This is a genomic window from Salinimicrobium aquimaris, from assembly GCF_035607535.1.
Taxonomy (GTDB): Bacteria; Bacteroidota; Bacteroidia; order Flavobacteriales; family Flavobacteriaceae; genus Salinimicrobium.
The window spans coordinates 65,664-79,074 of record NZ_JAYDZX010000013.1; the positions used below are offsets into that span (position 1 = coordinate 65,664).

Here is a 13,411-nt window from a genome sequence, read left to right on the forward strand (position 1 = left end):
TTTAAGCCCTTAAAAGAAGAGAAAAGGAGAAGAAAGTCTTTTTAAGGTGTGACAATTTGTCTGTAAAATTACATTTTAAACTGCCAAAAAGTCTTATAAATCGCTCTGGTATTTAATTTGACTAAGAGTTTACGGAAATAAAAAAGATGTATAACCTCAAAATATTAAAGTTATGAACCTAATAAAGAGAAACACCGACAACTGGCTTCCATCTATTTTTGACGATATGTTCAAAACCGACTGGATGGATAATGGAAGCAACGGGCTTAGCCGAATTGGAACCAGCGTACCGGCTGTGAACATTGCGGAGAACGATGATTCTTTTACACTTGAAGTGGCCGCTCCAGGCATGAGCAAAAAGGATTTTAATCTGGAGTTAGATAACGGTGTACTTACAATTTCTTCTGAAGTGAAGAAGGAAGATGAGAAAAAAGAAAACGGCGGAAGATTTACAAGACGCGAATTTAGCTATACTAGCTTTAAGCGTGCCTTCAGCCTTCCTGAAAGTGTAGATCCCGAAAAGATATCTGCAAAATACAATGAAGGAGTTCTTAAGATAGAACTTCCAAAACGGGAGGATGCCAAGGTACAGGCCAAACGTTTAATAGATATCAAATAGATTTTAGTGATCTACTTTATGAACGCCCTTCGGGGCGTTTTTTTTTTGTTTTCACAATTTTCAACCAAGGCACACCGGGCTGGCAGAGTTTCCAGTGCTTGAATCTAAATGGATTGCCTCCACTTCTGTGTGCAGCTAATCGAAATTATCCCTGATTTAAACCCACCCTTCAAAAAAGCATTTTTGGATAAAGGCAATGGATGATTTTCTCCCGAAAAAGGTTTAATCTTTTCTTTTGATAAACCCCGGCATGATGAAGATCATACTCTATAAGCCGGGATCCTTTTAAATTAGTTGTCACAACTATAACAAAGAGGAATGACAACTAAGACATTGCGTTCCTGCAAAAAAACATCAAATTTCAGCAGATGAAAAGTTTACTGTTAGGAAATGAGGCACTTGCTCAGGGAAGTATCGATGCCGGTCTGTCCGGGGTTTATGCCTATCCCGGCACCCCGTCAACTGAAATTACCGAATACATCCAGAAATCAGAACTGGCCAGGGAGTTAAAGATACACACCACCTGGTCTGTCAACGAAAAGACAGCCATGGAAGCCGCCTTGGGAATGTCGTATGTCGGCAAGAGATCTATGGTGGTCATGAAGCATGTAGGGCTAAATGTGGCATCGGACGTTTTTATGAACATGGCCGTTTCCGGAGTGAATGGCGGACTCGTGGTTGTAGTAGCCGATGATCCTTCCATGCACTCATCCCAAAATGAACAGGACTCTCGCTTTTACGGAAAGTTCGCGATGATCCCAATTTTAGAACCGTCAAATCAGCAGGAAGCTTATGATGTCATGTTCTATGCCTTTGAACTCTCGGAAAAACTGAAATTACCGGTCCTCCTAAGGCTGGTCACCCGTTTATCACATTCCCGTGCAGGCATAGAAGTAAAAGAAAGACGTGATCCCAATAATATAAGTCTACCGGTTGATACTTCACGATTTGCTTTACTTCCCATGAATGCAAAAAAGCAGTATGATCTACTGGTTAGCAAGCAGGAGACCCTTATACAATATTCTGAAAATTCAACCTTCAATGATCTTATACCGGGTAAGGATTCTAAAGTAGGAATTATAGCCTGTGGATTAGCCTATAATTATGTGATGGAAAATATTGGAGAGCAGGAATTTCCATATTCCATTCTTAAGATCTCTCAATATCCATTGCCCAAGGAAAAAATTAGATCATTGTACCGGCAGTGTGAAAAGATCCTGGTCATTGAAGAAGGTTATCCAATAGTAGAAGAGTTGTTACACAATTATTTTGATGATGATGATAAGACAAAAGGACGGTTATCCGGGGATCTTCCCCGCACAGGAGAACTGACCCCGGGCATAGTAGGTAAAGCTCTGGGCTTTCATCACAACAGTTTAAATCCTATACCTTCTGTAGTTACTCCAAGACCTCCGCAATTGTGCGAGGGCTGTGGACATACAGATCTTTTTAATACCATAAATGAAGTGATTCCCGAGATCGGAAACAAAAATGTCTTTGGGGATATAGGTTGTTACGCACTGGGAGCTTTGCCGCCTTTAAACACGATCAATACCCTAATTGACATGGGAGCATCCATCACCATGGCCAAAGGAGCTGCAGATGCCGGCCTGGAAAATGTTATTGCGGTAATTGGTGATTCGACATTCACGCATTCCGGAATGACGGGTCTTTTAGATGCCGTTTATAAAAATTCCCCAATAACGGTAATAATTTCAGATAACTCGGCTGTTGCCATGACAGGAGCTCAGGAGTCTACTGCAGTGGGAAGGCTACACAAGATCTGTTTGGGAATCGGAGTTCATCCCGATCACCTTAAGACCATCGTACCTCTTAAAAAGAACCATAAGGAAAACGTAGAATTACTTCGGAAGGAATTGAAGTACAAGGGAGTCTCGGTCATCATTTCCGAAAGACCTTGCGTGAGATTGTCCAGAGATCAAAAAGAACAGATCAAAGCCCGAATTGCTGCATTAAATTAAGATAAAAGGAAACAGATGAGAACTAATATCATATTATCAGGAGTTGGGGGTCAGGGGATCCTCACGATTGCCGCGGTTTTGGATACGGCTGCTCTAAACGAAAATCTGTTCATCAAACAGTCTGAAGTTCATGGGATGAGTCAGCGTGGCGGAGCGGTGCAATCTCACGTAAGAATATCTGACAAAGAAATATTTTCTGATCTAATTCCGGAAGGAAAGGCAGATCTTATCCTGTCGGTTGAACCTATGGAGTTACTGAGATATTTGCCCTTTTTAAAGCAAGATGGCTGGTTGATAACCGACTCAGAAACTTTTCAAAATACTTCCAACTATCCTGATAAGGATGATCTTTTTAAAGAAATCGGGAAATATCCCAATCATATCATAGTTGATGCAACCCAGATCGCTAAAAAGATCGGGAATTCCAGGATTGCCAATATGGTGTTACTGGGAGCAGCATCTTCCATAATTCCTTTGTCAGAATCAAGCATGATCGAAGCCATCAGGAGGTTATTCCAACATAAAAGTGAAAAGATTATCAGGTTGAACCTCGAGGCATTTAATGAAGGCAAAAAAGTAGCAGAAGGGATTATCAATCTGGCCGATTCATAGCTGAAACAACCTTTAATTAAAAGGTAGTACGGGAAACGAGATTAAAACAAATTTTACTTCCTATACTTGAAACTTCCATAGTAAGATTAGGAAATCCCTACTTTAGAACTTTGAAGCACCTGGTTAATGGCTTCAGATAAGATCCTGACTCCTTTTTCGATTTGATCCTTTGGCATATTGGAAAATGAAAGTCGTAACCTGTCGTCCTTTTCACTGGCGGGATCAAAGGTCCTGCCCGTAACAAAAACAACGCCTTTAGCCACACTTTCTTTAAATATGTCGGTAGATTTGATGTGAGGCGGTAGTTTCAGCCATATGTAAAAACCTCCTTTGGGTTCATTCCATTTGATCTCTTCAGGCATGTACAACTTCAGATATTTCTGAAGCATATTTTTGCGCTCCAGGTATTCACTTCTCAAAAATGTCAAATATGGCTCAAGTTTTTCTTGTACCAGGAATTCATTCGCCAGTATTTGTGTGAAACTGGAAGTACAGGCATCTAAAGCCTGTTTAACTGTTTCGGCTTTTTCGAAGATCTCTTCAGAAGAAAGCATAAAGCCTAACCTGAAACCGGGACCGAGAATCTTTGAAAAGGAACCTGTGTAAATGATCTCAACATCATTGTCACCCATAGATTTCATCGACCTGGTGAGGTGTCTTTCGGTTTCATCAAAATAAAGATCGCTATATGCGTCATCTTCAATCAAAATTATTCCCGAACCCGATAAAGCTTCTAAAAGAGCCTTTTTTCTTTCGGGTGTGTAAACTATTCCGGCCGGGTTGTGATAATTTGGTGTGACGTATAGAAATTTCGGCTTCCGGTCCAAAGATTCAATTTTGCTCTTCAAAGCTTTTATGTTAATCCCATTTTTATCAATCGGTATGCTGTGTATTTCGGCGCCTACAGTTTCAAAAACTGTCAATGCTCCTACAAAACATGGATTTTCAGTGAGTATAATATCTCCCTCATTGACAAATTCCCGTGCAATAATGGATATGGCCTGCAGGGAGCCGGTAGTGATCAATATCTTGTTGTTGGCAACTGCCAGACCTTTATTTTCAAGGTAGCATTCCAGGGATTTGACCAGAGGAGGATAACCCGAAGTGGGACCGTATTGAAAACATAACTTTTTGACATCTTCGGGTAAGGAATTATAGATCTCATCGATCTCTTTCACGGGAAAGAGGTCATTGTTTGGCATCCCACCGGCAAAGGAGATCAGGTTTTTCCCGGAAGCCTGTTTCATCAATTGCTTGACGTCCTCGGAATGCATGGAATTGACTGCTTTTGAAAATGCATACATATCCATAAATGTTTTTGCTGTTCTATCAAATTAACAAAGATGTAATCAAACAGATGCTGATGAATATCAGCTAATATCCATTTTGAAATTTCTTCCTTTACAATTAGTAAAATCCCGGTTTATATGCTTCATCCAAAATTGATTCATCCTAAAAGTATCGCAGTAGTAGGAGGGTCTGATAATATTCATAGTCCCGGTGGGCGAGTGCTGAAAAACCTGATCGATCATCAATTCGAAGGAGAATTGTTTGCTGTAAATCCAAAGCAGGATAGGGTCCAGGGGGTTAAATCTTACAAGGACATCAGGGATATACCCAAAGTAGATCTGGCTATAATTGCGATCTCAGCTAAATATGTTTATGAAGCTGTCAAAGTTCTCGCACAACAAAAGAATACAAAGGGCTTTATTATATTTTCAGCCGGTTTCAGTGAAAAAGATGAGGAAGGCGCAAAGCTGGAAAAGGATATTGTCGAATTGATAAATGACGCAGGCGGAAGTTTATTAGGCCCTAATAACATCGGATTAATCAATAAGCATTATACAGGAGTATTTACTACACCCGTTCCTAAACTGAATGAAAACGGAGTGGATTTTATCTCCGGTTCAGGTGCTACGGCAGTTTTTATCATTGAAGCGGCAGAGAGTATGGGTATTACATTTTCCAGTATTTATACAGTGGGAAACAGCGGACAAGCAGGAGTAGAGGAGATCCTGGAATTCCTGGACGACTCTTTCGAAAAAGGAAAAGGTTCCAAAGTCAAACTCCTCTATATTGAAAGCATTAAAGACCCGCTTAAGTTCCTAAAACACACAGCTTCCCTAATAAACAAAGGCTGTAAAATAGCAGCTATAAAGGCTGGTAGTTCGGAAGAAGGAAACAGGGCAGCTTCTTCACATACGGGAGCAATAGCCAATTCAGATGTTTTTATTGATACCTTGTTTAAAAAAGCCGGAATTATTCGCTGCTATGGCCGCAACGAGCTTCTCACTGTTGCGGGCATACTTCAGCAAAAAGAATCCGAAGGAAAGAACATTGCGATCATCACTCACGCCGGGGGACCTGCCGTGATGCTGACAGATGTTCTGTCAAAGAACGGCCTTAATATTCCGCCATTAAAAGGCCCGGAGAGTGAAGCCTTGTTGGAGAAATTATATAATGGATCTTCGGTATCCAATCCAATTGATTTTTTAGCAACAGGCAATGCCGGGCAGTTAGAGGCAATTATTGAATTTTGTGAGAACTGTCGGGATATCGATGCCATGGCTGTGATCTTTGGAAGTCCGGGTTTAGCACCTGTAGATGATGTTTATGCGATATTGGATCAGAAGATCAGGACCTCCAAAAAACCGGTTTATCCCATTTTACCCTCCGTGGTAAATGTGAAGAGCGAGATAAAGGAGTTTATAAAGAAAGGGAACATCGCCTTTCCCGATGAAGTTCTTTTCGGAAATGCATTGGCGAAGATCTACACCCATTCCCCTGATAGGGGTGGAGAAAGTGATCCTGATTTTCGTCTTTTTAAAGAAGTAAGAAAATTGGTTGATGGGCTTCCGGACGGTTACATGCCGACAAATGCAGCTGTAAATTTGCTCGAATATGCCGGAGTTAAATTTGCCACGCTGTTGGAGGTAAGGACTGAAGCAGAGCTGAAAAAATCTTTAAAGTCTCTCACTTATCCTGTAGTTCTCAAAGTTGACGGGCCTTTGCACAAATCTGATGTCGGGGGAGTAATCTTAAATGTTTCCAATAAAACCGAATTAAACAGTCATTTCCATAAGTTGATGCAAATTGAAGGAGCAAAATCTGTGATGATCCAGCCAATGATAAAGGGGAAGGAGTTGTTCATAGGGGCAAAAAAAGAAACAAATTATCCTCACGTCATTCTATGTGGGATGGGCGGAATTTTTGTGGAAGTATTAAAAGATATAAATGCTTCGATGATCCCGGTTTCGGAAGAGGATGCATTGAACATGATCACCTCTCTTAAAGCATTTCCCATTTTAAAAGGGGTTAGAGGTCAGGGAGGAATAAATATCAAACTGTTTGCTGAAACTATCGTAAGGATCTCCAACTTATTATCTATAGTTCCTGAGATTGCAGAAGTTGATCTTAACCCACTCATGGCTACTGATAAAGAGCTGACAGCGGTGGATGTGAGGATCCGGCTAGAAAGACCAAATAAAAAGCTGCAGCCTAAGGTTTTGACTGAAATTGTGTGACCTGAGGTTTCAAAAATGACAAAAATAACTTCCTTTCCGGAGCTTTATCTTCGCTAAGGCCGGGGTGACTTATAAGGCTCATTAAGGAAAGAGTTCCCTCCGGATCTATCCGGAAGATCAAAATTTTCCTTCTCCAGGAAGCCTTAACTCCACACCTCTCAAAAAACACATTTTTGACACCTCTTATAAATAATTGCATCTGCAGGCGGAAGTAATAGTAAGAAAGGGATTGCCTCCAAACTTTTCCGGAGGAACTAAGATTATCTCACCGACCTGGGGCTCGAGCCCAATATTCCAAACCTTACTTATCCAAAAGTATCCACCTGTTGCCTGCGCTCTGGATCATATATTTCTGCCCCGGACCAATTCCGGTAACGGGGGAATTGGTGGTGATATCAAAAAGATCATTTCCGCTCAGGAAATCAAAGGACTTATAGGAATTCCCGGGCCAATTGATGAGGTAAATGATCCTGTTCTTATTTAATGCTGCATCGGGGATCACCACACTACTTACTTGATTGTTGATGCGAAGGGTGTATGTCTCATCAGGTATATTAAAAGCTCCGGTAGACGAGGTAGTGGAGGAGTAAGTGCCAAAGTTGGGGTACTTCCACGAAACAATTCCCGTTGCATCGGTCACTAGAACTTGATCCTGTTGTCCCCGCACATCGGGGAGGATATAATCGTTTCCTGTTGTTCCAATTCCCACTCTTCCCGAAAAATAGCCTGCATATACCTTTTTTGGATCACTTCCAAAGGCAGTGCTGTAGATCCCGTAAACAAAACCGGTGCCCTGTGTCGTCCCTATCTCATTGTAGATCCCATAATGATTTTTAGTGGCGCCAAATGTCTTTCCCACATCATTCCAGATCCCGTAGATCTCCTCATTCGTATTTTGATTGACCTCATTGAAAATACCATAGTGGATCCCAATCCCACTGGCACTGACAGAATTTTTAATACCATACTTCTTATCTGCGGTTGCAGTGTTATTACTGCTAAGGATTCCATAGGTTACATTTTTTGTGGTAGAGCTGGCATTTTCCACTTCGAGCGCAGTTCGGTTAGCATGATCTTCCTGAGCATCTATCATCACCTTTAGTTTCACATTTTGGGAGGTGCCACCAATGGTAACATTCCCTTTTCTGAAAACGGCCTCATTAGGGCTGGCTGCCGGGGAGGTGGTGCCTATTTTGTAAAAGTCAGATGTAGCTTTGCCCGCCATGCCTTCCCACTTAGCTGAAGAAGAGTTCCACCAGTAAAATCCGGGGGAAAATTCCCCTTTTTGAGAGGCGAGAAAGATCATCATCCCGTTTTGAGCTGTTGAAGGATTGGTAGCGGGAAAGGTTGAGAGCCGGGGAATAAGGATACCATCTGTAGGTTCCGGGGCTGTGGGATTATCAATGGCAATGTCAAGTTGAGCTTTGGGATCGGTGGTATTGATCCCCACCTGGGCCGTCAAATTGCTGTAGGCAAATAGTAGCACTATCCCTATAAGAAGAGTTTTTATCACGAGTGTAAAAATTAGAGGGAGGCACCGGAATACCATCAAGATAAGAATTTATCCAGCTGCTGTTCAGTATTCTAAACAAATTTTAACACTCTAAGAGGCTTCCTTCACTTTCTCCTGCAGCATTTTTATTTCATCCCGGAGTTTAGCGGCGGTCATGAAGTCTAGCTCTTTTGCTGCCGATTCCATAGCCTTTCTTTTCTCCCTGATGCGCTTCTCCAGCTGAGGTTTGCTGAAGAATTCCGTTTCAGCCTCGGCTGCCTGAAGAGTCGGAGCCACTTCATAAGTATAAGGCTCCGGTTTTTTGCGGACCAGCATATTTTCAAAGGACTTTTTCAGGGCAGTAGGGGTGATATTGTTCACCTCATTGTACTTAAGCTGTTTCTCCCTTCTGTAATTTGTTTCATCAATAGTTTTCTGCATGCTTTCTGTGATCTTGTCGGCATACATGATCGCTTTTCCTTCGAGGTGACGGGCAGCACGACCTATGGTCTGGGTCAGGGAACGGTTGCTGCGAAGAAAACCCTCTTTATCCGCATCAAGAATAGCAACTAGAGAAACTTCGGGAAGGTCCAGCCCCTCCCTTAAAAGGTTTACCCCAACCAGGACGTCAAAAAGGCCTTTTCGAAGATCCTGCATGATCTCCACCCTTTCCAGAGTATCTACATCACTGTGGATATAGCGACAGCGAATGTCTATTCGCGTCAGGTATTTGGTGAGCTCCTCGGCCATGCGTTTTGTAAGTGTGGTCACTAGGATCCTCTGGTCCTTATCGATACGAAGTTGCATCTCTTCAATAAGATCATCGATCTGGTTAAGACTTGGCCGCACTTCAATGACGGGGTCTAACAATCCGGTGGGTCTAATTACCTGCTCAATGTACATCCCTTCTGTCTTCTGAAGCTCATAATCTGCCGGGGTAGCACTCACATAGATCACCTGATTCTGAAGTACCTCAAATTCCTCAAACTTCAGCGGGCGGTTATCCATTGCCGCCGGAAGCCTGAAGCCATATTCTACCAGTGTCTCCTTGCGCGAGCGGTCTCCGCCATACATGGCATGAACCTGCGGAATCGTCACGTGACTTTCATCGACTACCATTAAATAATCATCTGGGAAATAATCCAGCAAACAGAAAGGTCGGGTGCCCGGGGGTCGACCATCCAGGTACCGGGAATAATTCTCTATTCCTGAACAATAACCGAGTTCCCTGATCATTTCCAGGTCAAAATTCGTCCGCTCATCAAGTCGCTTTGCCTCCAGGTGCTTCCCGATTTCCTGGAAGTAATCCACCTGTTTTACCAGGTCATCCTGAATTTCTCTTATTGCACCCTGCAGGACATCGGGGGAGGTAACGAACATGTTTGCCGGATAAATGTTCAGTCGGTCATATTTTTCGATCAGGTCATTGGTGGCGGGATCAAAAGCTTCAATCTCTTCTATCTCATCTCCAAAAAAGTGAATTCTGAAGGCGTTATCTGCATAACTGGGGTAGATGTCGACAGTATCTCCTTTAATGCGGAAATTCCCGTGGTTAAATTCAGCTTCGGTCCTTGAGTAGAGGCTCTGCACCAGCTTATGAAGCAGTTGTGTCCTGGAGATCACCATGTCCCGTTCAATAGAGATAACGTTCTTTTTAAATTCCACAGGGTTTCCAATCCCGTACAAGCAGGAAACGGACGCAACTACAATGACATCCCTTCTTCCGGAAAGCAGGGAAGAAGTGGTGCTAAGCCGCATCTTCTCGATCTCCTCATTGATGGAAAGATCCTTCTCTATATAAGTTCCGGAGGTTGGGATAAAGGCTTCCGGCTGGTAATAGTCGTAGTAGCTCACGAAATATTCCACCGCGTTATCCGGGAAGAATTGCTTGAATTCAGAATATAATTGTGCCGCCAGGGTTTTGTTGTGGGCCAGGACCAATGTCGGCTTTTGAACTTCTTCAATAACATTGGCTACTGTAAAGGTTTTTCCCGATCCTGTAACCCCGAGGAGGGTTTGGTATCTTTCTTTACTATTGATCCCGTTGACAAGCTGCTTTATCGCCTGTGGCTGATCCCCTGTAGGCTTAAAATCGGACTTTACTTTGAATTTCATAGACTTTTTTGCTGACCTGCAAAAATAGCTATTTTGGAAGCTACCGGCAAATATTGCCGGCTTCTAAAAAGTTTAAGATCAGTTAGATCAGAGGTCCCTTTTCTTCAGCAGTAAAAAAGACAGGTAGACAAAAATGACGGTCCAGACCACTACAATTAAGAGCTGGTACCAGTAGATCCCGTAGTCTTTGGTAATCTCAGAACCCATCTGCGCAGCCGCCGATTGTATTGCACCCAGTCGTGTAAAGGGTTCTTTTACCAAAATGCTCATGGATTCCAGAGGAAAGAACTGTGCGATGTTCTCTGCAATATTCGAATCTCTAAAGAGCTTATATTCCATCACTCCTCTGGCAATACTTTCCAGGATCCACCAGATGAACAGAAATCCAAGTGCAAAGGCCGATCTTTTGACAAGAACTCCCAAAAACATACAGAAAGCAAAGAAACCCGTTAGTTTTATGAAATAGGCGAACAGGTACTCCATATCTGAAAAGATGATGGAGATCTCGGTATAATCTGAGAAGGAAAGCCCCAGGATCAAAGAAACAATAAATAGAAAAACAGTGGACAGCAGTGCAAAGCTTAGCACCGTGAGAAATTTAGAAAGGACAAATTCTTTTTTACTCAAACCATCAATCAAATTCTGCTTAAGAGTACGGTTGGAGTATTCATTGGACATGATCGAGACGATCACAATAGCCAGGAATAGCTTAAGAGTGGCAGCAACATAGCTGTTGAAGTGCCAGATAAAGGGAAAATTAAAGATACCCATATCGGCAACCCGTCCCCGGAATCCTCCAAAATTAAATTCAATAGAGGCGATGAGGGATATGAAGGTGATCAACACAAAATAAGTGGTGATAAGAATCTTGGCCGATTTGCTGTAGCGCAGCTTATGGTATTCTATATTGAGTAGTCGTAACATTAAGCTGAAATTTGGTTGGTTAACTGTAAGAACTGTTCTTCAAGGCTTTCTTTTCGCTTCACAAGCTGCGAAAGTACCAGTCCGTTATCAAATAAATAGGTGTTGAGGGTTTCGGCATCCATTGACTCCTTTAAAAAAGCAACAATGCAGTCGCCTTTTTCGGTGATCTTTCCAAAAGAAGGATGTGATTCCAGAAGGGATTTAAGTCGTTCCCTATCTGCAGCTTTTAACTCAAAGAATCCAAAGCTGGCGTTCATTTGATCTACCGGCCCGCTGTAAAGCTTTTCTCCTTTTCTTATGATCACCACATGGGTACAAACTTTTTCCACTTCATCGAGCAGGTGAGAGGCCAGCAGGATGGTGGTTCCCATGCCTGCAATAGTAGTAATGATCTCCCTTATCTGGTGAATTCCCTGTGGATCAAGTCCGTTAGTAGGTTCATCCAGGATCAGGATCTCCGGGTCATTCAAAAGGGCAGAGGCAATAGCGAGCCGCTGTTTCATACCCAGTGAAAAAGTACGGAATTTACTGTCTTTTCTCTCCAGCAGGCCTACCAGGTCCAGTTTCTCATCTATCTTGTTTGGGGAAACGTTCTTGATCTTACACACCAGGGCAAGATTTTGTGCGGCGGTCATATATGGATAGAAGTTAGGCCGCTCGATGATGGCTCCAACTTTTTTCAAGGCGTCGTGTGTGCTCTGTTGTCCGTCGAACCACTGGAAATCTCCACTGGTTTTATTGACCACATTTAGAACGATCCCCAGAGTAGTGGATTTTCCACTTCCGTTTGGACCGAGAATGCCGTAAACATTCCCTTTTTCAATGGTGAATGAGAGATCCTTTACCGCGGTGACGGGGCCAAATCTTTTAGTGAGATTATTTAGACGAAGTATTGTGCTCAAAATAAACCGGGTTTTAACATTCGACGTCTAAGTTAACGTTTTGTTACAGGCCGATATAAAAAGAAGTCTTATTTTTGAGGAAATTCAGGGTATGCGGGAAAAATTAATGTCAAAAAAGAAACCATCCTTTCCGGTGAATGACCGGTTCCATAAATATCTCGCCAAATACAATCGAAACACTAAAATCCCGGTTTTTTATGATGACCTTCTAAGATTCTCGGGCTCGATCGTGGTATATGATCAGCATGAGGAGGATACTTATTGGGTGCGTTGTTATTATCCCGATTATGAAAGGGATGATATCGACAACAGCTTGAAAAAGGTGTATACCATCCTGCATTCCGATGGTAGTGATGACTCGCTGGAGTTCCTTAATGTTGATGCCATTGACTACTGTACCTTCGGAAATTCAAAGCCTTTTCGCATAAAGATCCGGAATATCCTGAATGATAGTTTCACCTATTTTTATGTAAAAAAAGCCGATGCTTCCAGGATCTACGGACTAGAATTTGAACATATACTTTCCCCGCACAGGATAAATTTTTTGGTTTACCGCGATACGCTGATCGAAGAACATATAGCGGGAATTCCGGGGGATGTGTTCATAGATGATGAGCTGCCGCTTTGTGATGACAGGGCCAAGACCCAGATCGCAAAGCAGTTCGTGAAATTCAATGAGCGTTGCACCATAAGGCTCTTGGGTGATATGCGTTCCTATAATTATGTGATCATTCCCACTCACGATTTCGATCATGTAGAATACCAGATTAGGGCAATTGATTTCGATCAACAGTGTTTTGAAGGAAACCTGAAAGTGTATCGGCCGCAGTTCTTTAAAGAGAACTTTAAAATGGTGCAACTGGTTAGTGAAAAGCTTCAGGAGTCCTCGATTGAGCAGTACCGGAGGGAAGAGCGCTCCCTGCTGGCCAAAAGGATCATCAATGCACAATCCCGGTATAAGGAATTGATGCGCTGTATCCTTAACGACCAAATCTCCAACGAACCGAACGTGAAGCAACTGCGAAAGGAACTTTACGAATTCTCAAATGACATGAAATTTAAAAGGGCCCGCTCTATGGGGCAGATACTGCGCACAGCCCTCGATTTTGTAAAGCGAAATTACGAGGATGTGAATATGAAAAGACTGATCTAAAGGATTAAGGTCTAAGGAAAAAGGAGTAATAAAAAAGGAGCCTCAAAAATGTCATTTTTGAGGCTCCTTTACATATCAGTCCTGGCTC

At 42.5% G+C, this 13,411-nt stretch carries 10 protein-coding genes; 5 read left to right on the top strand and 5 right to left on the bottom strand.

The annotated features are described in order from the left end of the window. Window positions 1–172: 172 nt before the first annotated feature. From VR862_RS12855 to VR862_RS12865, 3 genes are all read left to right on the top strand, one after another. Entirely contained in the window at window positions 173–619 is a 447-nt protein-coding gene (locus VR862_RS12855) for an Hsp20/alpha crystallin family protein (protein WP_324721383.1), read from the top strand. A 368-nt stretch (window positions 620–987) separates the two neighbouring features. Beyond that, the gene (locus tag VR862_RS12860; protein WP_324721385.1) at window positions 988–2,601 is read left to right on the top strand and encodes a thiamine pyrophosphate-dependent enzyme; all 1,614 of its coding nucleotides are present in this window, start codon (window positions 988–990) and stop codon (window positions 2,599–2,601) included. A 15-nt stretch (window positions 2,602–2,616) separates the two neighbouring features. Next, the gene (locus tag VR862_RS12865) at window positions 2,617–3,213 is read left to right on the top strand and encodes an indolepyruvate oxidoreductase subunit beta (RefSeq protein ID WP_324721387.1); all 597 of its coding nucleotides are present in this window, start codon (window positions 2,617–2,619) and stop codon (window positions 3,211–3,213) included. Window positions 3,214–3,299: 86 nt separating this feature from the next. Here VR862_RS12865 and VR862_RS12870 read toward each other — a convergent pair whose 3' ends face one another. Then, a complete protein-coding gene (locus VR862_RS12870; protein ID WP_324721388.1) occupies window positions 3,300–4,517 on the bottom strand; it encodes an aminotransferase-like domain-containing protein in 1,218 nt (405 codons plus the stop codon). Window positions 4,518–4,640: 123 nt separating this feature from the next. Here VR862_RS12870 and VR862_RS12875 point away from each other — a divergent pair, with 123 nt between their 5' ends. Further along, on the top strand, window positions 4,641–6,737 hold the full coding sequence (locus tag VR862_RS12875; RefSeq protein WP_324721389.1) for an acetate--CoA ligase family protein: 2,097 nt from the start codon (window positions 4,641–4,643) through the stop codon (window positions 6,735–6,737). 301 nt (window positions 6,738–7,038) lie between these two features. On the opposite strand, the gene VR862_RS12880 is transcribed toward VR862_RS12875, so the two are convergent. The 4 genes from VR862_RS12880 to VR862_RS12895 form a co-directional block, all read right to left on the bottom strand. Continuing rightward, window positions 7,039–8,250 (bottom strand): phage tail-like protein, encoded by a 1,212-nt coding sequence (locus tag VR862_RS12880; RefSeq protein ID WP_324721390.1) that lies wholly within the window; start codon window positions 8,248–8,250, stop codon window positions 7,039–7,041. Between the two features lie 90 nt (window positions 8,251–8,340). Continuing rightward, entirely contained in the window at window positions 8,341–10,344 is a 2,004-nt protein-coding gene (gene uvrB, locus VR862_RS12885) for an excinuclease ABC subunit UvrB (RefSeq protein WP_324721391.1), read from the bottom strand. Window positions 10,345–10,431: 87 nt separating this feature from the next. Further along, window positions 10,432–11,268, bottom strand: a complete 837-nt coding sequence (locus VR862_RS12890) for an ABC transporter permease (protein WP_324721392.1) — start codon at window positions 11,266–11,268, stop codon at window positions 10,432–10,434. Next, window positions 11,268–12,170, bottom strand: coding sequence for an ABC transporter ATP-binding protein (locus VR862_RS12895; protein WP_324721393.1), 903 nt, complete (start codon window positions 12,168–12,170; stop codon window positions 11,268–11,270). Before VR862_RS12895 ends, VR862_RS12890 begins: the two co-directional genes overlap by 1 nt. Before the next feature lie 91 nt (window positions 12,171–12,261). Here VR862_RS12895 and VR862_RS12900 point away from each other — a divergent pair, with 91 nt between their 5' ends. After that, window positions 12,262–13,323 (top strand): hypothetical protein, encoded by a 1,062-nt coding sequence (locus VR862_RS12900; RefSeq protein ID WP_324721394.1) that lies wholly within the window; start codon window positions 12,262–12,264, stop codon window positions 13,321–13,323. The last annotated feature ends 88 nt before the right edge of the window (window positions 13,324–13,411 follow it).

Coding starts and splice junctions, on each gene's coding strand:
- VR862_RS12900 (WP_324721394.1), top strand. CDS start 12,262: ATGCGGGAAAAATTAATGTCAAAAAAGAAACCATCCTTTCCGGTGAAT.
- VR862_RS12875 (WP_324721389.1), top strand. CDS start 4,641: ATGCTTCATCCAAAATTGATTCATCCTAAAAGTATCGCAGTAGTAGGA.
- VR862_RS12860 (WP_324721385.1), top strand. CDS start 988: ATGAAAAGTTTACTGTTAGGAAATGAGGCACTTGCTCAGGGAAGTATC.
- VR862_RS12865 (WP_324721387.1), top strand. CDS start 2,617: ATGAGAACTAATATCATATTATCAGGAGTTGGGGGTCAGGGGATCCTC.
- VR862_RS12855 (WP_324721383.1), top strand. CDS start 173: ATGAACCTAATAAAGAGAAACACCGACAACTGGCTTCCATCTATTTTT.
- VR862_RS12890 (WP_324721392.1), bottom strand. CDS start 11,268: ATGTTACGACTACTCAATATAGAATACCATAAGCTGCGCTACAGCAAA.
- VR862_RS12870 (WP_324721388.1), bottom strand. CDS start 4,517: ATGTATGCATTTTCAAAAGCAGTCAATTCCATGCATTCCGAGGACGTC.
- uvrB (WP_324721391.1), bottom strand. CDS start 10,344: ATGAAATTCAAAGTAAAGTCCGATTTTAAGCCTACAGGGGATCAGCCA.